This window comes from Aromatoleum diolicum (assembly GCF_012910955.1).
GTDB lineage: Bacteria > Pseudomonadota > Gammaproteobacteria > Burkholderiales > Rhodocyclaceae > Aromatoleum > Aromatoleum diolicum.
The window spans coordinates 115,938-140,734 of the sequence record NZ_WTVQ01000003.1; the positions used below are offsets into that span (position 1 = coordinate 115,938).

Genomic DNA, 24,797 nt, shown 5'->3' on the forward strand with positions numbered 1-24,797 from the left:
TCTCCAGGATTTTTCAAATTGTGCAGTGCAATATTAATACGGCGGAAATTGCAGCGCAATTCTGTTTCTTTATGAATTTTCAACAATTTTTTATTCCCTCCGGCGGTGATGGACAGTCTTTTGAAGCCGCGCGAGGCGAGCATTGACAGTCTCACGGTCGAGACTATAATTCGCCTGCTAGGTGGCTCGACCGATCGGTCGGGCGGTGGAGGTCGCAGTGCTGGAGTCTTGTCGCTGGTGACCGGTCGCCCAGCGTTCCCGCACGGCGGGAATTTCGGAGTCAGTTGGTCCACGATGGAGACGTGAGCATGGAAGATGCGGTGAGAGGAAAGGCGTCGTTGAGCGACTACACGCTGTCGGAAGGAACCCGGCGTTTTTTGGCGGAGACCCGGTTGGGGCACCTGATCGACGGCGAGATCGTGATGTCGGCCGACGAGGCCACCATGCCGGTCGTCGATCCGAACACGGGGCGCGAATTCGCCCGGGTCGCCGAAGGCGGTAAGGCCGAGGTCGATCGTGCGGCACGGGCCGCGCGGCAGTCCTTCGAGGACGGGCGCTGGCGCAACCTGCCGCCGATGCAGAAGGAAGCCGTGCTGCGCCGCCTCGCCGCGCTGCTGGAAGACCATCGCGAGGTGCTGATGGACCTCGACATGCTCGACGGCGGCATCATCCGCGCACAGACGCCGTTCTTCGTGCAGTTCGGCATCGACGTCACGAACTACTATGCCGGCTGGCCGAGCAAGATCGAAGGCGCGATGTCGCCGACCGGCTCGAACCTGATCGTGCAGCAGGTGCGCGAGCCGATCGGCGTGTGCGGCGTGATCATGCCGTGGAACGCCCCGTCGGCGGTGTCGCTGGGCGTGGTCGCGCCGCTCGCCTGCGGCAACTCGGTGGTGCTCAAGCCCGCCGAGCAGACGCCGCTGACAGCGCTCTTTTTCGGCAAGCTGTGCCTCGAGGCAGGCGTGCCGCCGGGCGTCGTGAACGTCGTGCACGGGCCCGGCCATCTTGTCGGCGCCGGCATCGTCGAGCACAAGGAGATCGACTCGATCAGCTTCACCGGCTCGGTCGAGACCGGGCGCCGCATCCAGGCAGCCGCGGCGGCGCGGCTCAAGCGCGTGTCGCTCGAGCTGGGCGGCAAGAGCGCCCAGATGGTGTTCCCCGACGCCGACCTCGATCGCGCCGCGCAGGCCGCCGCGTGGGCGGTGTGGGGCCATTCGGGACAGATCTGCACGGCCGGCTCGCGCGTGCTCGTGCATCGCTCGATCCACGACGAATTCGTCGAGCGCATGGTCGAGGCCTCGCGCGGGCTGAAGATCGGCTCCTGCTTCGATGCCGACACCGCCGTGGGTCCGGTCATCTCGCGCCAGCAGCTCGACCAGGTGAGCCGCTACGTCGACATCGGCAAGCGCGAAGGCGCGCAGCTCGCGCTCGGCGGCGCGCGCCACGGCGACGAGGGTTATTTCTTCCAGCCCACGATCTTCACCGGCGTGAACAACGAGATGACGATCGCGCGCGAGGAAATCTTCGGGCCGGTGATGGCGGTGATCCCGTTCGAGAGCGACGACGAGGCGTACGCAATCGCCAACGACACCGATTTCGGTCTCGCCGCCGGCGTGTGGACGCGCGACGTGGTGCGCGCGCACCGCGCCTCGCAGCGGCTCAAGGTGGGCACGGTGTGGATCAACGCCTACCAGCTCAACGAAACCTCGGTGCCTTACGGCGGGGTCAAGTTCTCCGGCTTCGGGCGCAGCCTCGGTGCAGTCTCGGTCGAGGAATTCACCCACGTGAAGAGCGTGTGGATCAACCTGGCCTGACGCGAATGCCTCCGCGCGCCCTGACGCGCGGGGGCTCGATTGCCGCAATGACGAGGATGTGACGTGACAGGAAACAAGCTACTGGCCTCGCCGCTGCTGCGGCGCATCGCGCCGAAAACGCTGGGCGGTTATTCGCGCTTCCGGCGCGTGATCGAGGAGGACGGCGCGCTGCCGGGGCGGATCAAGGTGCTGTTCGTGGCCGTGGCGGCGACGACCAAGGGTTATCGCGAAATGGCGCTGCGCGAGCTCACGCGTGCGCGCGACCTGGGACTGACTTTCGAGGAGGCTTCCGCCGCCGCGATCGTTCTGAGCAGCGTGCGCGGCGAAGGGGCGGCGCTGTCCTATCTCGACTCGCTGGAAACGGTGTATCCGGGGCGTACCGGCGGTGACGATGCCTTCCCCGAGATCGGCGTGGAGCCGGGCGCGGTCGAGGCGAACTTTCTTGCCTATTTCGGCGCGATGCCGCCTTCGCTCGGCAAGCTGATCGACCTGATTCCGCTGGGGGCGGAAGCGTATTACCTGATGCGCGAAGGCACGATCAACGGCACGCCGCTGGGGCCGAAGTATTCCGAGCTGCTGCTGGTGACGGTGCTTGTGGCGGATTACAGCCCGCTCGCTGCCGTGCATATCAAGGGCGCGCGGACCGCAGGCGCCAGCGAGCGCGAGATCGCCGAGGCGATCGTGTGCACGGTGGCGACCAGCGGTCTGTCGGGTTGGGTCAGCGGCGCGACCGCGATGGACGCGCCCGGCTGATCAGGGGCGGGCGTTCAAACCGTTGAGGAGAATCTGGCAAAGCTGCTTTGCCATTTTCTCCGGCGGCACTTGATGGGCCATGCGCGGATACCACTTGTAGGCCCAGTTGCACATGCCGACAAAGGCGAGGGTCGTGAGCTGGGGATCGGTGTCGGCAAACTGGCCGGTTTCGATGCCCTCGCGGATGATGTTCGTCACACGGGTGAAGTAGTCCCGCCGGCGCAGCCGCATTTCCTCGCGCTGCTCGTCCTCGAGCTCGGCGTAGTGGTCCATGAAGGCCCGCACATAGCCGGGGTGGTGCGCGATCTCGCGCAGCGTCGACGCGCAGGCACGCTCCAGGCGCTCTGCCGGCTGGATGCCCGCGATCTGGGAGTCCTGCTCGAGGCCGCCGATCATCGAGTCGATATGCAACTGGTGCATCTCGTACAGGATGTCGCCCTTGCTTGCGAAATAGTGATACAGCGTCGGCTTGCCAAGACCCACTTCGTCGGCAAGCATCTGCATCGACGTGCCGTGATAACCGACGCGATCGAATAGCGAAGCGCAGTGCGCGATGATTTCATGACGTTTTTCGTCATGTGCGGCAGACGTTGCGCGGCCATTCTTCTTCTTTGGCGCGGCTGCCTTCTTGACCGGACTCTTCATGTGACTCCCATTTTCTGAAAGATAGCGGCGACGCGATACCCTTTTGTCATGTATCTGCACGGACCCGAAAGCCGTTGGAGCACCGTGCTCAACCGAGCCCCAGTTCGGCAACGGCAATCTTCGACATGCGTTTCTTGTCGACCTTGCCGGTCGTTGTATATGGGAAATGATTGATGATCAAGAGGTGTTCCGGCCACTTCTTCTTCGACAGGCCGATTTCGCCCAGATGCCGCTTGATGTCTTCGAGGGTCGGTTCCGCAAAGCCGTCACGAATCGAGCACAGCGCACAGGCCTGTTCGCCGAGCCTCGGTTCGGGGACGGAAACGATCGAGACCTGATCGATCGCCGGGTGCCTGAGTAGCGCCGCCTCGACTTCCGCCGGGTCGATATTATAGCCGCCCCGGATGATTTGATCCTTGATCCGGCCCACGACGCGCAGATACCCGTCCGCGCTGCAGATGATTTCATCACCGGTGAGGTAGAAGCCGTCGGGAGTGAGCTGAAATTCGTGCTCGCCGAGGCCGCGGCAATAGCCGAGGAACAGCGACGGACCGCGCACTCCCGCCTGGCCGCGCTCGCCGCGCGGCAGCATCCTGCGTTCGCTGTCGAATGCCTCGTCCTGCGTACCCGGGAAGGATTTGCCATCGGAATGGCACTGCAGTTCCAGCGCATCGTCGGGGCGGGTGGAGGCGTGGCCCATGCATTCGGACATGCCGAACATGCGCAGCGCGGGGATGCCGAGCAGTTCGCGCGCATCGCGAATGAGCTCCGGCGTCATCGAGCTGCCGCCGACGCCCAGCGCCTTGAGCGGGCTCGGTGCCGACCATTGTCCTTTACGTGCAAGTTCGACCATCGTCGCGAGGTGGGTCGGTACGCAGATGCCCCAGCGGACGTCGTGCGCGGCGATCTTCTTCAGCGTCTCGAGCGGGTCCCACGGATCGACGATCACGAGCGGGTGGCCAAGCGAGAGCGAGAAGTGGACGGTGAAGGTGAAGCCCGGTGCACTACCCAGCGGCACGACCCCGAGGATTGCGTCGCCCGGCGCAAGGCCGGCGATGTGTTCGCAGGCGCGCACGGTGTAGTTCATCGATGCTGCCGACTGCATCACGCCTTTGGGTACGCCGGTCGTGCCCGAAGTGAATCCGATCAGCGCCGTGCGGGCATTGCGTTCGTCGGGGATCGCGTCCGGATTGCGGCGGCGCAGTTGGAGGCGCAGGCTCGGTGTGCCGGCGATCGCTTCGCCGTCGGCGTCGCCGATCACGGCGATGTGGTCGAGGCGCTCATCGAGGACGTGGCGCTCGGCCGCACCGAGGTCGGGCGTATAGGGACAGATGATGGCTCCGGCCGCCGAGATACCCAGCGCGGCGGCCAGTACGGGGGCGGTTTTGCGCCCCTGCAGCATCACGCGGTCCTGAGCTCCGACGCCGCCGGCGAGCAGGGCGTCGCGCACGGCCAGTGCCATGTCGCGCATCTCGGCGCGGTTCCAGCGGCGTCCGTCGGCGCCGACGACGGCCAGCGCCTCGGGCACGGCGACAGCGAGGCGCGAAAACTGTGTCCACAGCGTGTCGTCGGTCCAAGCGAGACCGTCGGCGCTGTAATGGGTGGGGCTGCGATCAGGCAATCGACTGACCTCCATCGACGAGGAAGGTTTGGCCGGTGATGAAGCTGCCGGCCTGCGAGACGAGTAGGGCGACTGTCGGCGCGACCTCAGCGGGCTTGCCGAAACGGTGCAGCAGGATGCCGTCGAGGAGCTTCTGCTGGATGCCTTCGGTGAGGGTTTCGGTCATGCCCGTCTCGACCGAGCCCGGTGCGACGGCGTTCACGCGGATGCCGTGATGCGCCCACTGCGCAGCCAGATCGCTGGTGAGGTGCACCATTGCGGCCTTGGTCGTCGTGTAGGGAACGACCTGGCCGGCGTCCGGCCGGTAGGAGAGGAAGGCCCCCACCGACGCGATATTCACCATGCAGCCGCCGCCGTTGGGGATCATGTGGCGCGCCGCATGACGGCACGCGAGGAAGGTGCCGGTGAGGTTGACGTCGACCACCTTGCGCCAGCCCGACAGCGGGATATCTTCCGGCAATCCCCACCAGGAGGCGCCGGCGTTGTTGATCAGGATGTCGAGGCCGCCAAGCTGCTCTACGGTTGCGGCGACCGCCGCCTCGACTTCTTCCTCGCTGGCGATGTCGCAGCGCAGGCCGATGGCCTTGCATGAAAAGCGCTCTGCGAGGCTCGCCGCCATGGCGGCGCATTCCTGCTCGTGGCGCGAGGCCAGCGCGACGTTGCAGCCGAGATCGGCCAGGGTCGCGGCAATGGCCTCGGCGAGGGCGCCGCGACCGCCGGTAATGAGGGCGACCTTGCCGTCGAGGCGAAACTTGCGGGCGACGAAGCCCGGGGAATAGTTCTCGCTCACCTTGTTGTCCTTGCGATGCGGGATTTCAGGCGCCCTGCGTGCCGGGGAGAAGATCGAGCTCCTCGGTGATCAGGGCGATCCGCTTGCCTTTCATCTTGCCGACGTGGGCCACCGCGGCGGCCCACTCGGTAGAACGAAGTGCCGCGTCGAGCACTTCGCGCGAGGCAAAGGTCAGCACGGCATGGCCATCCCAGGCGGGCCCTTCCGGATGATCGTAGTCGAACGTCACCTCGCCGTGGCGGTAGGCGGCGAGGCCCGGGAGCTTCTTCGCGTAGTCCGCGTGCTCGCTGCGCCACCAGGTGGTGAATTGCTCGCGCGACCATTCGGGGGGGCGGGTCGCCAGGATGACCAAGCTTGCTGACATATGCCTATCTGCCTCTGCGGATTAGCGACCGGTCCACTTCGGAGTGCGCTTCTCGAGGAACGCGCGCACGCCTTCCTTGGCGTCTGCCGAATGATGGACCACGTTGCAGGTCATGGTTTCGAGGGTGATCAGGGAGTCGGTGTCCGCGTCGAGGCCGCGGTTCAACGCCATCTTGGTCATCCACATGCAGAACGGGCTCTTGTCGATCAGCGGGGCGCAGAAGTCCTCGATCAGCTTGTCGAACTCGGCCTGCGGCGCGGCGGCGTTGATCAGGCCCCAATCGGCGCACTGCACGCCGGTGAGCAGCTTGCCGGTGAGCATCAGTTCCTTCGAGCGGCGCATGCCGATCATGCGCGGCAGGCGGTAGATCGGGCCCGCGCCGCCGAACAGCGCGCGGCGGATGTGGAAGTCGCCGATCTTGGCTTCGTTCGCGGCGAGCGCGAAGTCGCAAGAGATCATCAGCTCGAAGCCGCCTGCAACCGCGAAACCTTCCACGGCGGCGATGGTGGGCTTCTTCATGTTGAAGATCTTGTCGAAGGTGCGTGCCGAATCGATTGCCAGTTGCAGCGAGGTCGAGCTTTCGTGCAGCACCGGGCTGACCAGCAGATCAAGGTCCGCGCCCGAGCAGAAGGTGTTGGCGCGGCCGCGGAACACCACCGCGAGAGCTTCCTTGTCCTCGGCGGCGCGATCGACGGCCTTCTCGAGTTCCTTCAGCAATTGCGGGCTGACGCAGTTGCGCTTGTGCGGACGGTTGAGCCAGATGGTGGCGATGCCGTTGCCTGCAACTTCGTACTGAATGACGTCCTTTTCCAGTTCCATGGTTGTGTCTGCTCCAGTGTAATTTTCAACCCAAACCCGGGATGATCCCGTATCCAATTTCGCACCCGACCGGTCGGTCGGTTAAATGAAACCTTACCACGCCAACGATATTTGTCAATGCCGCGTCATCAGAAAATTTCGAACAGTCCGGCGGCGCCGATACCCCCGCCGACACACATCGTGACGACGCCGTACTTTGCCTTGCGGCGACGTCCTTCGAGCAGGATATGGCCGGTCATGCGTGCCCCGGACATGCCGTAGGGGTGACCGACGGCGATGGCTCCGCCGGAGACGTTGAGGCGCTCGTCGGGGATGCCCAGCTTGTCGCGGCAGTAGAGCACCTGCGAGGCGAAGGCCTCGTTGAGTTCCCACAGGTCGATGTCCTCGACCTTGAGTCCGGCCTTCTCCAGCAATTTCGGGACCGCCAGGACCGGGCCGATGCCCATCTCCTCCGGGCCGCAGCCGGCGACCGCCATGCCGCGGTAGCGTCCCAGCGGGGTCAGCCCGCGCCGTTGCGCCTCCGCTGCTTCCATCAGCACCAGTGCTGCGGCGCCGTCGGACAGCTGAGAGGCGTTGCCGGCGGTGACGAAGCGGCCTTCCTTGAGCACCTGCCCACCGGTGAAGACCGGCTGCAACTTGGTCAGGTCTTCGAGCGTGGTTTGCGGTCGGTTGCCTTCGTCGTGCGCGAGGGTCACGGTCTCGAACACGGTGCTGCCGCTCGCCTTGTCGAAGCGCGCCATGACCGATTCCATCGGCACGATCTCGCCGTCGAAGCGCCCTTCGGCCTGCGCCTTGGCGGTCAGCAGCTGCGAACGCAGGGCGTATTCGTCCTGGCGTTCGCGGCTGATGCCGTAGCGCTGCGAGACGATTTCGGCGGTTTCGAGCATCGACATGTAGAGCGCCGGGATGCGCTCGTCGAGTACCGGATCCTTGATGCGGAACATGTTGTAGTGCTCGTTCTGCACCAGCGACACCGATTCGACACCGCCGGCGACCGCGACCTGCATGCCGTCGACGATGATCTGCTTGGCCGCGGTGGCGATCGCCATCAGGCCCGAGCCGCACTGGCGGTCGATGGTCATGCCGGGGACGCTGACCGGCAGGCCGGCGCGCAGGGCCGCCTGGCGGGCGACGTTGAAGCTCGTGGTGCCCTGCTGGATTGCGCAGCCCATGACGACGTCGTCGACGGCGTCGGATTCGACTCCGGCGCGATCGAGGGCGGCCCGCACGACGTGCGCGGCGAGGGCCTGGCCCTGGGTGTTGTTGAAGGCACCGCGATAGGCCTTGCCGATCGGGGTGCGGGCAACGGAAACGATTACCGCGTCACGCATCTTGTGCGCTCCCTGTAGTGGTGGTTGGTGGGTGAGAGAAATTGTGGGATCGGGGTCAGACGGGGGGCAGCGCAGCATCCCAGTCGCCGCCGCATTCCGCCGCACGCGCGAGCAGCGGCGAGGGCGTCCAGTAGTCGCCGTGCTGGCGGTGGTACGCGACGACAGCGTCGTGAATCGAGGTGAGCCCGGCTTCGCGCGCCCACCACATCGGGCCGCCGCGCGTGGCCGGAAAGCCGTAGCCATTCACATAGACGACATCGATGTCGCCGGCTCGCAGCGCGACGCCTTCGGCGAGGATGCGGGCGCCTTCGTTCGCCATCGCGCACAGCAGGCGCTGGAGGATCTCCGTGTCCGGGATGTCCTTGCGCGCAATACCCAGTTCGGCCGACACGCTGACGATGAGAGTCTCGATCTCGGGGTCGGGAATCGCGGTGCGACCGTCGTAGAGGTAATAACCCCGTCCGGTTTTCTGGCCGAAGCGGCCCATCTCGCAGATGCGGTCGGCGATCGGCGAGTAGCGCAGGTGCGCCGCCCGGGTCGGGTTCTCCTGCTGGCGGATGCGCCAGATGACGTCGAGCCCCGCCATGTCGCGCATAGCGAAGAGGCCCATCGGGAAGCCGAACTCGGTCAGCACGCGGTCGATCTGCCACGGCGTGGCGCCTTCCTCGAGCAGGAAGTCGGCCTCCCGGCCGTAGGCGGCGAGGATGCGGTTGCCGATGAAGCCGTAGGCGTTGGCGGAGATCACCGCGATCTTGCGCAGCGTGCGGGCGAGCGCCATGGCCGTGGCGAGCGTCTCGGGCGCAGTGCGCGGGCCGCGCACCACTTCGAGCAGGCGCATCACGTTGGCGGGGCTGAAGAAATGCAGGCCCAGAACCTTGCCGGGGCGCGAGGTCGCGCCGGCGATCGCGTCAATGTCGAGCGTCGACGTGTTGGTTGCGAGGATTGCACCGGGCTTGGCGATCGCGTCGAGGCGGCGGAACACCGTCTGCTTGATTGCCATGTCCTCGAAGACGGCCTCGACGATCAGGTCGGCGTCGGCCAGCGCGGAATCCTCGGTGGAGCCGCGGATGCGCGCGAGGGCCGCGTCGGCGCGCGACTGCGGCATGCTGCCGCGGCTGACCGAGGTGGCGTAGTTGCCGGCGATCAATTTCATGCCGCGAGCGAGCGCCTCGTCCGAGGTGTCGAGGAGGGTGACCGGCAAGCCGGCGTTGGCGAAGCACATGGCGATGCCTGCACCCATCGTGCCGGCGCCGACGACGCCGATCGAGGCGACGGGCGCCGCGGTGTCCGTGACGTCGGGGAGCTTGCCGGCGGCGCGCTCGGCGAAGAACAGATGGATCAGCGAGCGGCTCTGGTAGCTGTGCTCGCATTCGCGGAAAGCGTCCTTCTCGAGTCGGAAGCCTTCCGCAAAGCTCAGGCGACAGGCCGCCTCGACGCAGTCGACGATCTTCCACGGCGCGAGCTGTCCCTTCCACTTGCGCTGGTTCTTGCGCCGGAATTCGTCGAAGAGCGCCGGATCGACGCTGCGGATCTTGTCGGTGGATTCCGCCAGGTTTCGCGCCGGGAGTGTGCCGCTGACGACATCCTGGGCAAGCACCAGGGCGTCCTCGAGCAGCTTGCCCTCGGCGATGCGGTCGATGACGCCCCATTCGTGCGCCTGACGCGCGGCGACCGGATTGCCGCCGGTCGTCACTTCGAGGGCGACTGCCGGACCCGCCAGGCGTGGCCACCACTGGGTGCCGCCGCCGCCGGGCATGAGACCGAGCTTCACCTCGGGCTGGCCGATCTGTGCGTCGGGGCTTGCAATGCGCCACTGGCAGCTGAGCGCGAGCTCCAGCCCGCCACCGAAGGCGGTGCCGTGGATTGCCGCGACCACGGGCTTGGAACTCGCCATCAACGCGTCGATGATCGCGTAGAGGCTGGGCTCCTCGTAGGGTTTGCCGAAATCGTTGATGTCCGCGCCGGCGACGAAAGTGCTGCCGCCGCCGATGATCACGAGCGCGCGAACGCCGGCGTCGGCGCGGCTTGCCTCGATGGCCTGCATCAGCCCTTGGCGCAGGCCCAGGCTCAGCGCGTTGACCGGCGGATTGTTGACGGTGGCGACGGCGATGTCGCCGTGGCGCGTGTAGCTCACGTGGGTCATGTGCATTGCCTAGTCGATCTGCACAACCAGCCGGCCCGTGTGGGCGCCGGTGAACAGGCAGTTGAAGATATCGGGGATGTTTTCGAAACCGGTGCGCACGTCGACGTCGTAGTGCAGACGGCCGTCGCGGATCCACGAGTCGATCTCGCGCAATGCCTTGTCGGACCGCAGCGGGTCGCCGAGGATGTCGGTGACGAGGAAGCCCTCGATGCGCGCGGTGTTCACGACCAGGTTCCACAGGTTGCGCGGGCCCGGCACCGTCTCGGTGGCTCCGTAGCGCGCGATCATCCCGCACAGCGCGACGCGCGCGTTCTTGCGCAGGTGGTTCAGCGAGGCCTCCAGGGTCGCGCCGCCGACGTTCTCGAAGACGACATCGATGCCATCCGGAAGGGCTTCGGCGAGCGCGGCATCCAGTTTCGTGTCGCCCTTGTAGTCGATGCACAGATCGTAGCCGTAGCGCTCGGTCGCACGCCGGCACTTGTCCGAGCCGCCGGCAATGCCGACGATGCGCGAAGCACCGGCAATGCGTGCCATCTGGCCCACAAGCGAACCGACCGCACCCGCCGCGCCGCTGACCAGCACGGTTTCACCGGGCCGGAGGCGGGCAACGTCATGCAGTCCGTAATGCGCGGTGAGTCCGATCGTTCCCAGCACATGTGTATAGGCGGGCAGCGGGTGGCCGAAGCGCGTCGGGAGGGGAATGAACTGGGCGGCGGGGCCTGCGACGTAGTCGCTCCACGCGCCGAATCCCCACACCAGCTCGCCGATCGCGCGCGTGTCGTCGCGCGATTCGACAATCTCGCCGATGACCACGCCACGGATGACTCCGCCGACTGCGACCGGCGCGCCGTACCCCGGGTCGGGATCCATGAAATTGCGGATCGTCGGGTCCATGCACAGCAGCTTGACCCGCACGAGGACTTCGCCGTTTGCCGGCGCGGGGACCGCGGAGGTCGCGAGTTCGAGATCGTCGCGGCCGACCTGGCCTTGCGGGCGACGGCGCAGCAGCCATTGGCGATTGGTGTTCGGGTTCATTGCTGGGCCTCCAGGAGAACGCCGGTCGCCATCCACGCAGCGATGCCGGCCGAGGGAACGGCGCACAGGATGGCCTCGGCCATCTCTTCGTCGGTCGCGCCCACCGCGCGGGCCGCGCGGATGTGGGTCGCCGCCTGGGGGCTGTAGTCGGACGCGAGCACCGCGATCAGCATCAGTTCGGCCGCCTTGCGGTCGAGCTGGTTGCAGTCGATCGTGCCCTTGCGCATCAGGAAATAACCGTCGGCGCCTTTTGGGGCGAGGCGAAGCAGCGTCGCCAAAGCGGGAGGAGTGGTGCCGAAGTAGGCCTTGAAGTTCGCCTCCGCTTCGCCTGGCGCCGCTCGCACGAGCTCGGGCGGATGCGACGACGGATGCCGCGGCGGGTTTGCGTCCTCGCAGGCCGGCGGATAGATCGCGCGGATGGTGGCGTCGAAGGCCAGTGCTGCGCCTTCGCCACGCAGACTGCTCAGCAGGATCAGGCCCGCGGCAGCTTCGTTGCGGGTGAGGCCGAGGCGTGCCGCACGGTCGAGTTCGTTGCGCGCCAGCTCCGGATACCGACGATTGCAGGCGGCTACGGCGGCAAACAGGCTCTTCAGTTTCGCCGGCAGGGCGCTATCGGTCTCGATGACTTCGCGAAAAAGGTCATATCCAGAGATCGTGAATGGAGCGAGCTCCGAAAGCAGCTCCGAGTTGAACAATGCGTTCCTGTCCCTCACCTTGAGTCTCCAAGAGAATTGTCGTGCGTCGTCAAGTGTGCGCCTCCCGCAAGGTGTGTGGCTGACCGCCTCCGGGAGGTGGTAGCAGTCGCGCCGTGACCCGTGCAGCGGCCATTTTGCGTCAAGCCTACCGACCGGACGGTCGAGTGTCAATGGGAGCGTGGCTGTCCGAGTCTTTCCGCGGACAGGCGGGATTTTTGTTCGTTGACAGCCGACCGGTCGGTCGAGTATCGTGCGTTCAACGGTCGATTCCGGAATAACACGGCTACATATTGCTTGTGAATCGACCGTATGGACGGGCGAGTGCTCTGGCTTTGATGACGGGGGCGTTCCACGTCCCCGGAATTCGGCCAGGACAGACGTGGCGGCGCCAGCGGCGCCCATGCGGCACAACAAATGGACAAATGAATGCCATGGGTGAAATAACGAGCAGCATCATGAGGGAGGCGGCGGCCGCTGACGAACTGGCGATCGCTCAAGAGCCCAAGGCCTACATCGGCGAGGTCGGCGAGATCCGCCAGGTCGCACATATCGACCAGGAGCGGCTATGCGATTACCTCCGCGAGCATCTGCCGGGGTTTCGCGGACCGCTGGTGGTGAAGCAATTCCAGGGCGGGCAATCGAATCTCACTTACCTGCTCGAGACGCCTGCACAGAAATATGTGCTGCGCAGGCAGCCACCCGGTGTGCTGCTGAAGTCTGCGCATGCGGTGGATCGCGAATTCCGCGTGATCCAGGCGCTGTCGCATATTCCCGGTTTCCCCGTGCCCGCGCCTTTCGTCCTGTGCGAAGACCGTGAAGTCCTGGGCAGCATGTTCTACGTGATGCGCCATGTGCCGGGCCGCATCTTCTGGAACTGCCGCATGCCCGACCTCGATCCGGCGGAGCGCGCGGCAGTCTTCGATTCCGCGAACGAGACGCTGGCACGTCTGCACACCGTCGATTACGCGTCGCTGGGGTTGTCGGACTTCGGCAGACCGGGCAACTACTTCTCGCGCCAGATCTCGCGCTGGTCGTCGCAGTACGACCAGTCGCGCACGCAGGACATCCCGGAGATGGACAGGCTGATCGCCTGGCTGCCGGAGGCTCTGCCCGCCGACGACGGGCTCTCGTCGATCATCCATGGCGACTACTCGTTCCACAACCTCCTGATTCACCCGACCGAGCCGAAAGTCGTTGGCGTGGTGGACTGGGAACTGTCGACGCTGGGCCACCCGTTGGGCGACCTGATGTACCACGCGATGGAGTGGTATCGCCCGCCCGGGGTGGATGCCCGCGGTACGCTGCAGGACGCCGACCTCGCTGCGCTCGGCATCCCGACGCTGGAGCGCTATGTGAACCGTTATTGCGAGCGCACGGGTTTCGCGGTCGATGGCAATCTGCCGTTCTACCGCGCATTCAACCTGTTCCGCACCGCCGCGATCCTGCAGGGCATCGCGCACCGGCAGCAGGGCGGCAATGCGGCGTCGGCGAATGCGGCGGAGATCATCGCGAACATCCGGCCGCTCGCGACCGCGGCGTGGCAGTTCGCGCGTGACGGCGGCGCGAGCTGACGAGCCGGTCGGGAGAGCGCCGCCGTGACCGGGCATCTGCAGCGCCGCTACACGCTGCTCCTGCTGTTCCTGGTGTCGATGTTCAACTACATCGACCGCACGATCATCTCGATCCTGCAGGTACCGATCAAGCGTGACCTCGCGCTCTCCGACGCCCAGCTCGGCGCGCTCACCGGCCTGTCGTTCGCGCTCGTGTATTCCACCTTGTGCCTGCCCGTCGCACGGTGGGCGGACCGCGGCAACCGCAAACGCATCATCGCCGGTTCGCTCGCATTGTGGAGCGCGATGACGGCGCTCACCGGGCTGGCGGGCGGCTTCGTCGCCATGGTGGTGCTGCGCATCGGCGTCGCCGTCGGCGAAGCCGGCAGCGTGCCGTCGACGCATTCGATCATCGCCGACCTCTACCCGGCGCGCGAGCGCGCCACGGTACTCGCGTTGTGGGGGCTGTCGCTGCCAGCGGGGATGGCCTACGGCTACCTTTTTGCCGGTCAGCTCGAGAGCGCGATCGGGTGGCGGGGTACCTTTCTTGTCATCGGGCTTGCCGGGCTGGCGCTGGCGCCGCTCGTGCTGTGGATGATGCGCGAACCGCTGCGGGGGAGCTTCGACGCCCCGGCGCAGCATGCGGCTGCCGCCGGCGACCTGAAGGCGGCGTTGCGCCATCTGTGGCAGATCAAGGCATTCCGTTACCTCGTGCTGGCGGGCGCCTGCCACGCCTACGCGGTCTATGCGACGATGAACTGGAACGCGCCTTTCTACGGGCGCGTTCATGGCATGGCGCTGACGGAGGTGTCGGTCTATCTCGCGCTGCTCAACGGCATTGGCAGCGCGATCGGCATGTACCTCGGCGGCCGAATGTCGGACCATGCCGGTCGGCGTGACGCGGGCGGGCGGCTGCGCGTCGTCGCGTGGGCGCTGCTGGCGATGGTGCCGTTCGCGCTGGCGCAGTACCTCGTGGCGTCGCCGACGCTGTCGATCGTTTTCGGTGCCTTCGCCTCGATCCTGATGATGTTCTACTTCGGCCCGATCGTCGCCGTGCCGCAGCTGCTGGTGCCGCCCGGGATGCGCGCGCTGACCTCGGCGGTGGTGATCATCACCTTCAACCTGCTCGGCCTGGGGCTCGGGCCCGTCTGCACCGGTTCGCTGAGCGACCTGCTCGCCACCCGTCTGGACGTCGCGACCGACTCCATCCGCTACGCGCTGTGCTCGGCGACGCTGTTCTCGCTTGCGGGCGGCGTGCTGTTCCTTGTCGCCGCGCGACATCTCGCGGACAGCTCGGAGCCTGCGGCGGTGTCCACGGCGAGCCCGTGCCCGGCCACGCGCTGACCGGCACGACGACAACCAACCCGATTCCCTTAATGACCATCGTGCAGGAAACGCCATGACCGATCCGCTAGACGAAGCCCGCGACAAGGCCCGACGCCTGAGGGCCGACATCCGCAGCTTCCACGAGCGCGTGATGCCCGACGACCTGAAGAGGAAGTCGCACCTGCACCAGGTGCTCGGCAAGGACGACTACGTGCGCTGGATGCGCCTGCTCAACGACCAGGGCTGGGCGATCGGCCACTGGCCGAAGGAGCACGGCGGGCAGGGCTGGTCGCTGCTCGAGCGCTTCACCTTCGAGGACGAGCTCGCGCGGCTGGGCTGCCCGTGGGTGATCCCCTTCGGCGTGAAATACGTCGGGCCGGTGATCTACGCCTTCGGCAGCGAGGCGCAGAAACGCCGCTTTCTGCCGCGCATCGCGACGACCGAGGACTTCTGGGCGCAGGGCTATTCCGAACCCGGCGCCGGCTCCGACCTCGCGGCGCTACGCACCGAGGCGATCCGAGGTGAGGCAAATGAAGGCGACCACTACGTCGTCAACGGCCAGAAGGTATGGACGACCTATGCGCAGTGGGCGGACTGGCTGTTCTGCCTCGTCAAGACGGCGCGCGGCGAACAGGCGCAGAAGTCGATCTCCTTCGTGCTGATCGACATGAAGAGCCCCGGCGTGACCGTGAAGCCGATTCCGACGATGGACGGCTACGTGCACGTGAACGAAGTGTGGCTGGAAAACGTCCGCGTGCCGGCCGAAAACCTCGTCGGTGCGGAAGGCGAGGGCTGGACCTATGCGAAGTACCTGCTCAAGAACGAGCGCACGGCCGGCGCGCTGCTCGGCATGGCCTGCCATGCGCTGGAACGGCTGAAGGCACTGGCGCGGGAGAACCCGTCCGCCTCGCCGGAGCGCACCGCGGGCCGCATCGGCGAGCTGGAATTGCGCCTGCTGGCGCTGGAAGTGGCGTCGTACCAAGCCGTCGAATCGATGATGCGCGGCACGGACCACGGCGGCGAGGCGTCGCTCATCAAGCTGCGCGGCACCGAGCTCTACCAGGACATCGCGGAAGCCGCGATCGACCTGCTGGGCCTCGCCGGCGTCGCGTGGGATCCGGCTGCGCTGCACGCCGCGAGCGCGCCGCCGCTCGGGCCCGAAGACGCGGGCGGCATCGTCAAGGACCACTTCTACAACCGTGCCGCGACCATCTTCGGCGGTGCGTCCGAGATCCAGCGCAACATCGTTGCCAAGGGAGTACTGGGGCTATGAACATGGACCTCGAAACGGCCGGGATGCTGCGCGACAGCGCCTCGCGCTATGCGGCCGACAACTACGGCTTCCTGCAGCGCCACGCGGTACTCACCGATCCGGCGGGCTACAGCGCGAAGGCCTGGCGCGACTATGCCGAACTGGGCTGGCTCGCATTGCGCCTGCCCGAGGCGCATGGCGGCCTGGATGCCGACCCGCTCGCGGTCGGTGCGCTGATGGAAGTGGTGGGCAGTCGCCTGCTGATGGAGCCGATCCTCGCGAGCGCGCTCATCGCTACCGGACTCTTGCGCAGCCAGGGCAGCGCCGCGCAGCAGGCGGCGTGGTTGCCGCAGCTCGCCGATGGGTCGGTGAAGCTCGCGTTCGCGGATGCCGAGCCGGCCGGGAGCTCGCCCTGCCAGGTGCGCGCCGGGCGCATCAGCGGACGCAAGATCGCGGTGCTGCATGGCGACATCGCAGACCGGCTGATCGTCTCCGCGGCGGATGCCGATCATGGCGGTGAGCGTCGCCTGTTCCTCGTCGATGCACGCTCGGACGAGCTCGAAGCGCTGCGCTATCGCCTCGTCGACGGCCGTGGCGCGGCAAACCTGCACTTCGCCGGCGTGCCCGCCGAGCGCCTCGACCCGGAAGACGGGACACCCGCGCAGGCAGCCGTCGCCGACGTGCTCGACCACGCGACCGTCGCCTCCTGCGCCGAGGCGCTGGGCATCGTGCGCGCGCTGGTCGCGACGACCTGTGAGTACCTCAAGATCCGCAAGCAGTTCGGCCGCGCGATCGGCACCAACCAGGCGCTGCAGCACCGTGCGGTCGACATGTTCCTGCTGCAGGAGGAGATCGCCGCGCTCACGCGCGCCGCGCAAGCGGCGCTGCTGCTGCCTGTTGCCGAACGCGCACGCATTGTCAGCGGCGCCAAGGCCTATGTCTGCACCGCTGCGCGCAAGGTCGCGAACGAGGCGGTGCAGATGCACGGCGGACTCGGCATCACCGAGGAGCTCGACGTGAGCCACTATTTCCGGCGGCTGATGGTCAACGCCGCCCTGTTCGGTAGCCGCGACGAACACTTCGCACGCTTCCTCGCTGCCACCACGCATTCCACCCCGGAGGGCATCCCCGCATGACGCAAGCACCTGCCGCGGCCCCGGCCGCGCTGTTCGACATCTCCGGCCGGATCGCGCTCGTGACCGGCGCCTTCGGCGGACTCGGCCGCGATTTCGCGCACGACCTCGGCCGCGCTGGTGCGACCGTCGTGCTGGCTGGCCGCCGCATCGAGCAGGGGCGCGAGGTCGCCGCGCGCTTCATTGACGAGGGCATCCGCGCGCATGCGGTCGCGATGGATGTCACGCGCGCGGAAAGCGTCGAGGATGCGCTCGCGAGCATCGTCGCGAGCGTCGGCGTGCCGGACATCCTGGTGAACAATGCCGGCGTGACCCAGACCAAGCCACTGCTCGAGGTGGGCGAGCAGGACTGGAACGACATCATCGACGTGAACCTCAACGGCTCGTGGCGCGTCGCCCAGCGCGTCGCGCGCGCGATGAAGGACGCTGGCAAGGCCGGCAGCCTCATCAACATCTCGTCGATCCTCGGTCTGCGCGTCGCCCAGCAGTTGCCCGCGTATTCGGCCTCGAAGGCCGCGCTGATCCAGCTCACGAAGGCGATGGCCCTTGAGCTCGCGCGCTACGGCATCCGCGTCAATGCGCTGGCGCCGGGCTATGTCGAAACACCGCTGAATGCGGACTTCTTCGGCAGTGACGCCGGCAAGGCGCTGATCAAGCGCATCCCGCTGCGGCGCCTCGGTCGCGGCGGCGAGCTCACCGGTCCACTGCTGCTGCTCGCCTCCGACGCGTCGTCCTACATGACCGGCTCGGTGCTGGTCGTCGATGGCGGCCACATGGTCAATACGCTGTAATGACGGTCCGATGAACGGATTTTCAGGGACGAGGCAATGACGGCAAAAGTATTGATCGAACGGCAGGGCGCGGTCGCGCGCATCGTACTCAACGCGCCCGAGGCGCTGAACGCGATCGACCCGGACATGGCGCGCGAGTTTTCGCGCGTCGCCGCGGAGGTGGGCGAGGACCCGGCGGTGCGCTGCGTGATCGTCACCGGCGCCGGGCCGCATTTCATGGCCGGCGGCGACATCCGCTGCTTCGCCGAGTGGCTGGAATTGCCGGCGGCGGAACGGGATGCCCGTCTCGGTGCGCTGATCTCGGACGTCAGCGCCGCCGTGAGCAGCCTGCGCACGATGGCCAAGCCGGTGATCGGCGCGGTGCGTGGCGCGGCGGCCGGTTTCGGCTTCTCGCTGATGTGCGCGTGCGACCTCGTCATCGCGAGCGACACGACGAACTGCAAGCTCGCGTACTGCCAGCTCTCGGCTTCGCCCGATGGCGGCGGCAGCCACACGCTGCCGCGCCTCGTGGGCGTGCGCAAGGCGATGGAGATGGCGCTGCTGGACGAGCGCATCGACGCGGCGCGTGCGCAGGAGCTCGGCCTGGTCAGCAAAGTGGTTGCGGACACCGCGCTGGAGGACGAGGTGATGGCGCTCGCGCAACGCCTGGCGGGGCAGGCCACCGGGGCGTTCGGCCGTACCAAGCGACTGTTCAATGCCTCGCTCGAAAACGACCTCCCCACACAACTCGAAGCCGAGCGGCAGGCCTTCGTCGCGGGCGCGGCGTCGCAGGATTTCGCCGAGGCGGTGGCGGCCTTCCTCGGCCGGCGCAAGCCGCAGTTCCACGGCCGATAGCCGGTGGACGGCAAGGCGTGCGACGCGCCGGCGGGCACGCCTGTGGTCCGGACGATGGGTCCGGTCGAGTTCGTCGCCTTCGTCGCGCTGAGCCTTGTCGTCGGCGCCGTCGCCGTCGATCTGGTCCTGCCCGCGCTGCTGCCGATTGGTGAAGACTTCGCGCTGGGTAGCGGAAATTTTAGCCAGACCGTGATCGCGGTGTACCTCCTGGGTGTCGGTGTGCCCCAGTTACTGCTCGGGCCCCTTAGCGACTGTTACGGCCGGCGTCCCGTGCTGATCGGCGGCTTGCTGGTGTTTCTGATGGGCAGCGTGCTGGGCGCCTTTGCGCCGGATTTTCACACCTTGCTGGCGGCGCGTCTGCTGCAAGGGATCGGCGCCGGCGCGCAGCGCGTGGTGACCTTCTCGATCGTGCGCGATCACTACGCCGGGGCGCAAATGACTCGGGTGATGTCGCTTGCGATGTCGGTCGTGCTGCTCGAACCGATCGTCGCGCCGATGTTGGGCCAGCTCATCCTGCTGGCCGGTTCGTGGCGCTGGGTGATGGGCGCGGTGGGGCTGGTTGCGGCGGGGATGCTCGGCTGGGTTTGGCTGCGCCTCGACGAGTCCCTCCCGGGCGGGCCGCGCGGCAGGCCGTCGCCGCGCGCGGTTTTCGGCGACTATCGGACGGTCGTGACCACCCGCGAGGCCATTGTCAGCATGGTCGTGTGCGGCCTCGTGATGGGCGCGCACCTCGGCTTCCTGTCGTCCGCGCAGGCGATTTTCCAGATTATCTTCGGCGCCGGCCTGCGCTTCACGCTGCTGCTTGCCGCGGTGTCGCTGGCAATGTCTGCCGCGTCGCTCGCTAATGCGCGCCTCGCGCGTCGCATCGGCAATGCGGTGCTCATCCGGCGCACCTTGCTCGGCGTGGCTGGAGTCAATGCGGCAGCGCTGGCCTTCGCAGCGACGGGCGAGTTCGCACTGCCCGCCTTCCTTGCGGTCCAGGCAGGCAACATGTTCGCGTTCGGGCTCTTGCTGCCCAACCTGACCTCGATGTCGATGAACCCGCTGGGCCACATCGCCGGTACCGCGTCGTCGATGTACGGGTTCGTGTCGACGACGGTCGGCGCGCTGCTGGGCGGCATCGTCGGGCAGTGCTTCGACGGCAGCGTGCGGCCCCTGTTCGCTGCGTACGCGTTGCTCGGATTGGCGGGGCTGGCGGCAATGACGCGCAGTCGTCGATAGCGAGAGCGCTTTTGGCCTGACTGTACCGTCGATGCCGGGCGCCTTGCCCGCGGCACGGCGTTGTGTCTCCTTGCCATGGCCCCGCCATGTCGAGTCACCACGCCTTGTTCCGCGGGTAAATCATATCGGCCTCGCTTGGTACAGTCAGGCCAAAAGCGCTCGAACATGGCTGCCACTCCTCTTCGTTCTTGCGGTGCCGTCCGGTCAGCGAAGGGCATGTGCGCATGGTTCCTACCTGAACAGGGAGTTGTTCACGGGATGGGCACTGTCGATACTCACGGTATGACATGTTCAAAACCAGGCGCTCATGAAAGGAAGCCATCGTGAAACTTTTGTCCCCACTCAAAATCGGCCCCATTGAAGTCAAAAACCGTGTTGTCTCGACAGCGCACTCGGCTTTTACGGATTTTTTCCAGCCCGGGGCAACCGGGGAGCGTTACATGGCCTACCAGGAGCGGCGGGCCGAAGGTGGCTGCGGTCTGATCATTCTGACGGCCATGCACGTGCACCACACCAGCCAGATTCCGACGCATTACGTTTATGAAGAACGGGATATTGCCGGGAAATTTCAGCAGATTTCCGAGCGCCTGCATCGTCATGGCGCAAAAGTGATCTCCCAATTGTTCCATTTCGGCGTGCAGTTCAAATCGGATGCCCGAGACGATTTGAGCCCGCTCTGGGGATTTTCGGGCACTGCCTCGCTCGAAGGCGAGGCTTCCCACGAAATGACCGATGCGGAAATCGAGGAGGTTATCGATGCATTTGCAAAAACCGCCAGCATCGCCGTGAAAAACGGAATCGATGGCGTCGAGCTGCATGGCGCGCACGGCTATCTGATCCAGCAATCATTCTCCCCCTTCGCCAATCGGCGTACCGATCGCTGGGGGGAGTATCTGTACTTCGCCAAGACACTGGCCAAACGGGTTCGCGCAGCCATTGGTCCGGACAAGGTGATGGGATTCCGGATCTCGATCGATGATTTTCTGCGTCCGCAAGATGGCGGTGTCGGGCATGAACAGCTATGCCAAATCGCAGCGGACATGATGGCTACCGGTCTTTTCGACTATCTCAATCATTCGGAGGGTAAAGGCGGCGCTGATTACGCCCGCGCGGTCGGCTCCTATCGACATCCTATGGGCGAATGGTTGCCACTTACGCGCAGTCTGCGCCAGGCAGTCGGGGGAGAGGTTCCCCTGATTGGCGTGGGCAAAATTGTCACCGCAGACCACGCAGAGCAGGCCCTGCAAGCGGGGGATTGCGATCTGGTGGGCATGACGCGCGCACAGATTTCCGACCCGGATCTGGTTCGGAAGGTCATGACCGGTCAGCAGCACCGGATACGGGTCTGCACCGGAGCCAACCAAGGCTGCATCGATCGCACATCGACCTTGCCGATCACCTGTATCCACAATCCCGAGGTGGGTGAAGAGAATCGCTTCAAGGCCCTCGATATCCCTATCGCGAAAAGCAAGAAGGTGCTCGTCATCGGCGGCGGGCCGGCCGGAATGAAAGCGGCAGAGATCGCCGCACGACGCGGACACGACGTTACGCTCGCGGACGCCGGGAATCGCCTTGGAGGGCGGCTGAACCTGCTTGAGAAGGTGGGTGATGCAAGCAACCTTCTGGCGGCGATCAGCTGGGTGGAGCAGGAACTGTCGATACTGAAGGTCAAGGTCCTCCCCCAGACCCTGGTCGATGAGGCTTTCGTCCGGGTGTTCAAGCCGGATGCCATCGTGGTGGCGACGGGAGCTCGCCCGAGCATTGAACTGGATGTGGAAAATGATGCATCGATTCCCGTCATTTCTTCGGACGATGCGGTCCAGGGGCTTTTTGACGGGAATAAATTCGATATGAAAGGCACGCGTGCGCTGCTGGTTGATCGACGCGCCAATTACGAAACGGCGCTGGTTGTCGAGGCGCTTGTACGTCAGGGAAGCCGGGTCACGGTGATCACGCCGTTCATGCACTTTGGCGTGAATATCGGATTCACCCACCTTACTGACTATCTCAGGTTGCTTCCCGAGTGGAAGGTCGAAGTCCATGCGACCACGGCGCTGCAGCGGATAGAAGGGGGGCAGGTCTGTTTCCGCAATGGTTTCTCGGGGGCAGAAACCTTGGCCGAATTCGATTTCATCGTTGCCGGCGTTCATGCCAAGCCCAGAAATGAGCTGGTTCAACGCCTGAGCGCGCTGGCTCCAACCAAAACCGCCGGTGACGTCGTGGCGCCGCGTTCGGCTCTCGAGGCTTTCCGCGAAGGGGATCGTTGCGGCCGGACAGTGTAAGCAGGTCAGGACAGACGGATCAATCCCTGTGAACAGGCAATCGCGACCGCATGGGCGCGATTGTTTGCGTGAAGCTTTTGATTCACATTCTGGAGATGAAAATGCACAGTTTCGCGTGAACGGCCAATGATGGCGGCGATTTCCGCTTCGGTTCTGCCATGGGCAGCCCAACGCAGGCATTCCAGTTCGCGAGCGGTCAGCACCTCAGTCCGCGCGTGATCCGCGCACCCGGCATCTTTCAGGCCCAGCGCATGCTTGATGAATGCATGGGAAATGAGATGGGTCTCATGACAAGTATCCTGGTAGAGCGACCACAATTTTCGTGAATCCCGCTCAAACCACGACACATAGGCTGTCCTGCCTCCAGGCTGATGCACCGGTACGGTGACACCACCGGCAGCGTAATCGCGGTAACTTGTTAGTATGGTGCGCTGGGCCTGTGAAAGTGCGATATCGCGCCAGGTCTCTCCTTCCGGATTGCATTCCCAGAGAAAGGAACCCTGGCTGGCAGTGCAGCGGGATGTCACCGGGCATATAAGGGAAACACGTTCATAGACCCAGTTCGTTACGGATTCCTCCGCCCAGCCCATGTTGACCACGACGAAGCCGCCCCCGGGGGTGCGAGGCAACAGAAGACGAGCTGTGTCGGTGTGAAACGCTAGTCGTTCCCATCCCAGATTCCGTCCATAGTCGGCCAACAAGCTTGCTGCCGCGACGAGATTGTTCTGCTTCGCAAGCTGATTGCAGAACCAGACCACCCGCTCCAAAGCCATGAGGGTTCTCCAGCATTCCGATGAAACGCCCTGATATTTACGCAAAAAGCTTCAAATCGATCAGTGTCACAGGATGCCGCCGTCGAGCTGGATGATCGCGCCGGTGGTGTAGGTCGAACGCGGGCTCGCGAGATAGAGCGCGCTCGACACGATCTCCTCCGGCCGGCCGATGCGCTTGACCGCCGACGGCGCGTGGCGATCGTAGTCCTCGCGCCAGCTGCGCGAGATGTCGGTCCAGAACGGGCCGGCCATGATCGCGTTGACGCGCACCGTGGGCCCGAACTCCATCGCCTGGGAGCGCGTCACGATGTTGAGCGCGCCCTTTGCCGCGGCGTAGACCGGATAGACCGGCTCGGGGCGAAGCGCGGCCGTGCTGGTGATGTTGATGATCGAGCCGCCGCCGTTCGCGCGCATGTGTTCGGCCACCAGCGCGGAGAGGCGGAACGGGCCCTTGAGATTCACCGCCATGATCTTGTCGAAGAGTTCCTCGCTCACCGCGGCGGACGATTCGGCAGACGGCGCGATGCCGGCGTTGTTCACCAGCACGTCGATGCGGCCGAAGGCCTCCAGCGCGCCCTCGACGAGCCGCGGCAGCTCGTCCCATTTGCCGACGTGGCAACCGATGGCGACGGCGCGGCGCCCCAGTTGCTCGATTTCGGCGACGACCTCGGCGCAGCTTTCGGCGGAACGGCTGGTCGCGACGATATCGGCGCCGCATTCGGCAAATCCGAGGGCCATCGCTCGGCCCAAGCCGCGACTGGCGCCGGTGACGAGCACGACCTTGTCGGTGAAATCGGTGTAGTTCTGCATCGCAAGCGATCTCCGTGATCGGGTTCAGGGTTGCCGGCACACAAGCGCGAGCATGTCGTCGGGGGCGGTGTCATAGCGCCGGCGCGAGTTCGGCATCGGGAGCGCGCGCACGCGCTGCGCCGGCTGGAAGGAATGGCACACCGGCGCCTGGCCGAGTTCGGCGGCCGAGCCGAGATGCTCGATCGCGATGCGCCGCCCGTTCGACACGAAGGCGACGCGGCGCAGCACCAGGGCCTGCTCCGCCTCTTCCGCGTCGAGCGATTCGGTCCACTCGCGAAAGCCGTGGTAGATCGTGCGGCCGGCGTGATGCGCCGGCGCCATGATGCGGTCGTCGTGGAGATCCCACTGCAGCACGACGGCGCTGTCGCGCTGCAATGTCGCGCGCTGCCAGCCGTCGGGCGCGTCGGATCGGACTGCGGCGAGTGGCTCGACGGTCCCGTGATAGCGGCGATGGGCGCGGCCGGCGTGCGCGTGGGCGATCATCAGGCTCGCGAGGTCGAAGAGATGCGTGCATTGCAGGCGCATGTCGGCGAGCGTGCCGACTTGCGACGCCCGCGCCACGAGCGGTTTTCCGACCAGCGCCTGCAGCGGTCGCCCGGCCTCGGCGCAGGTCGTCCACGGGTAGCGGGGCGCCGCCATGCGCACGTCGCGGATGTGCGTGCCGTCATGCACGAGCGTGAGCCCGAAGTGATGGGACTCGTCCTCGAGCCACCCGACGACGGTCTCTGCGTCGGGGGCGTCGAGGTCGATCTGGCGGCGGTAGATCCCCTCGAAGGGGACGTCCGCCATCTGCCTGCGCCACGGCACCGCGCGCG

The 24,797-nt window shown here is 66.0% G+C and carries 22 protein-coding genes; 10 read left to right on the top strand and 12 right to left on the bottom strand.

Annotated elements, in window-relative coordinates; genetic code table 11:
• Window positions 1-338: 338 nt before the first annotated feature.
• Together GPA25_RS02770 and GPA25_RS02775 are read left to right on the top strand one after the other, a co-directional pair.
• Window positions 339-1,814 carry an aldehyde dehydrogenase family protein gene (locus tag GPA25_RS02770; protein ID WP_246265257.1) on the top strand — a complete coding sequence of 492 codons (1,476 nt, stop codon included), beginning with the start codon at window positions 339-341 and terminating at the stop codon, window positions 1,812-1,814.
• A gap of 63 nt (window positions 1,815-1,877) precedes the next feature.
• Window positions 1,878-2,567, top strand: a complete 690-nt coding sequence (locus GPA25_RS02775; protein ID WP_169258824.1) for a carboxymuconolactone decarboxylase family protein — start codon at window positions 1,878-1,880, stop codon at window positions 2,565-2,567.
• Here the strand turns inward: GPA25_RS02775 and GPA25_RS02780 are convergent, their stop codons facing one another.
• The 9 genes from GPA25_RS02780 to GPA25_RS02820 form a co-directional block, all read right to left on the bottom strand.
• Window positions 2,568-3,212, bottom strand: coding sequence for a TetR/AcrR family transcriptional regulator (locus tag GPA25_RS02780; RefSeq protein WP_169258825.1), 645 nt, complete (start codon window positions 3,210-3,212; stop codon window positions 2,568-2,570). It abuts the gene before it with no gap.
• Between the two features lie 88 nt (window positions 3,213-3,300).
• Window positions 3,301-4,833 carry a class I adenylate-forming enzyme family protein gene (locus GPA25_RS02785; protein ID WP_211162914.1) on the bottom strand — a complete coding sequence of 511 codons (1,533 nt, stop codon included), beginning with the start codon at window positions 4,831-4,833 and terminating at the stop codon, window positions 3,301-3,303.
• Window positions 4,826-5,623, bottom strand: a complete 798-nt coding sequence (locus tag GPA25_RS02790; RefSeq protein WP_169258827.1) for an SDR family oxidoreductase — start codon at window positions 5,621-5,623, stop codon at window positions 4,826-4,828. Before GPA25_RS02790 ends, GPA25_RS02785 begins: the two co-directional genes overlap by 8 nt.
• Window positions 5,624-5,648: 25 nt before the next feature.
• Window positions 5,649-5,987, bottom strand: a complete 339-nt coding sequence (locus tag GPA25_RS02795; protein ID WP_169258828.1) for an EthD domain-containing protein — start codon at window positions 5,985-5,987, stop codon at window positions 5,649-5,651.
• Between the two features lie 21 nt (window positions 5,988-6,008).
• On the bottom strand, window positions 6,009-6,806 hold the full coding sequence (locus GPA25_RS02800) for an enoyl-CoA hydratase/isomerase family protein (protein WP_169258829.1): 798 nt from the start codon (window positions 6,804-6,806) through the stop codon (window positions 6,009-6,011).
• Window positions 6,807-6,934: 128 nt separating this feature from the next.
• Complete coding sequence (locus GPA25_RS02805) at window positions 6,935-8,137, bottom strand: acetyl-CoA C-acyltransferase (RefSeq protein ID WP_169258830.1); 1,203 nt, start codon at window positions 8,135-8,137, stop codon at window positions 6,935-6,937.
• Window positions 8,138-8,192: 55 nt separating this feature from the next.
• Window positions 8,193-10,280, bottom strand: coding sequence for a 3-hydroxyacyl-CoA dehydrogenase NAD-binding domain-containing protein (locus GPA25_RS02810; RefSeq protein WP_169258831.1), 2,088 nt, complete (start codon window positions 10,278-10,280; stop codon window positions 8,193-8,195).
• A gap of 9 nt (window positions 10,281-10,289) precedes the next feature.
• Window positions 10,290-11,315: an NADP-dependent oxidoreductase gene (locus GPA25_RS02815; protein ID WP_169258832.1), complete on the bottom strand. Its 1,026-nt coding sequence runs from the start codon at window positions 11,313-11,315 to the stop codon at window positions 10,290-10,292.
• The gene (locus tag GPA25_RS02820) at window positions 11,312-12,028 is read right to left on the bottom strand and encodes a carboxymuconolactone decarboxylase family protein (protein WP_343034809.1); all 717 of its coding nucleotides are present in this window, start codon (window positions 12,026-12,028) and stop codon (window positions 11,312-11,314) included. Before GPA25_RS02820 ends, GPA25_RS02815 begins: the two co-directional genes overlap by 4 nt.
• Before the next feature lie 437 nt (window positions 12,029-12,465).
• Between GPA25_RS02820 and GPA25_RS02825 the strand changes: the two genes are divergently transcribed.
• The 8 genes from GPA25_RS02825 to GPA25_RS02860 all read left to right on the top strand — a co-directional run bounded on the left by GPA25_RS02825 (window position 12,466) and on the right by GPA25_RS02860 (window position 22,399).
• Window positions 12,466-13,581, top strand: coding sequence for a phosphotransferase family protein (locus tag GPA25_RS02825; protein ID WP_246265258.1), 1,116 nt, complete (start codon window positions 12,466-12,468; stop codon window positions 13,579-13,581).
• Window positions 13,582-13,605: 24 nt separating this feature from the next.
• Window positions 13,606-14,904 (top strand): spinster family MFS transporter, encoded by a 1,299-nt coding sequence (locus tag GPA25_RS02830; protein ID WP_343034810.1) that lies wholly within the window; start codon window positions 13,606-13,608, stop codon window positions 14,902-14,904.
• 55 nt (window positions 14,905-14,959) lie between these two features.
• Window positions 14,960-16,159 carry an acyl-CoA dehydrogenase family protein gene (locus GPA25_RS02835; RefSeq protein WP_169258834.1) on the top strand — a complete coding sequence of 400 codons (1,200 nt, stop codon included), beginning with the start codon at window positions 14,960-14,962 and terminating at the stop codon, window positions 16,157-16,159.
• A complete protein-coding gene (locus GPA25_RS02840) occupies window positions 16,156-17,274 on the top strand; it encodes an acyl-CoA dehydrogenase family protein (protein WP_169258835.1) in 1,119 nt (372 codons plus the stop codon). Before GPA25_RS02835 ends, GPA25_RS02840 begins: the two co-directional genes overlap by 4 nt.
• On the top strand, window positions 17,271-18,062 hold the full coding sequence (locus tag GPA25_RS02845) for an SDR family NAD(P)-dependent oxidoreductase (RefSeq protein WP_169258836.1): 792 nt from the start codon (window positions 17,271-17,273) through the stop codon (window positions 18,060-18,062). Before GPA25_RS02840 ends, GPA25_RS02845 begins: the two co-directional genes overlap by 4 nt.
• Before the next feature lie 36 nt (window positions 18,063-18,098).
• On the top strand, window positions 18,099-18,896 hold the full coding sequence (locus GPA25_RS02850; RefSeq protein WP_169258837.1) for an enoyl-CoA hydratase/isomerase family protein: 798 nt from the start codon (window positions 18,099-18,101) through the stop codon (window positions 18,894-18,896).
• Window positions 18,897-18,899: 3 nt separating this feature from the next.
• Window positions 18,900-20,117 (top strand): multidrug effflux MFS transporter, encoded by a 1,218-nt coding sequence (locus GPA25_RS02855; protein ID WP_343034811.1) that lies wholly within the window; start codon window positions 18,900-18,902, stop codon window positions 20,115-20,117.
• Window positions 20,118-20,440: 323 nt separating this feature from the next.
• Window positions 20,441-22,399, top strand: a complete 1,959-nt coding sequence (locus GPA25_RS02860) for an oxidoreductase (protein WP_169258838.1) — start codon at window positions 20,441-20,443, stop codon at window positions 22,397-22,399.
• A 5-nt stretch (window positions 22,400-22,404) separates the two neighbouring features.
• On the opposite strand, the gene GPA25_RS02865 is transcribed toward GPA25_RS02860, so the two are convergent.
• From GPA25_RS02865 to GPA25_RS02875, 3 genes are all read right to left on the bottom strand, one after another.
• Complete coding sequence (locus GPA25_RS02865) at window positions 22,405-23,172, bottom strand: helix-turn-helix transcriptional regulator (RefSeq protein WP_169258839.1); 768 nt, start codon at window positions 23,170-23,172, stop codon at window positions 22,405-22,407.
• A gap of 66 nt (window positions 23,173-23,238) precedes the next feature.
• Window positions 23,239-23,982, bottom strand: coding sequence for an SDR family NAD(P)-dependent oxidoreductase (locus tag GPA25_RS02870; RefSeq protein WP_169258840.1), 744 nt, complete (start codon window positions 23,980-23,982; stop codon window positions 23,239-23,241).
• Window positions 23,983-24,006: 24 nt separating this feature from the next.
• On the bottom strand, window positions 24,007-24,771 hold the full coding sequence (locus tag GPA25_RS02875; RefSeq protein WP_169258841.1) for a DUF2889 domain-containing protein: 765 nt from the start codon (window positions 24,769-24,771) through the stop codon (window positions 24,007-24,009).
• Window positions 24,772-24,797: the final 26 nt, after the last annotated feature.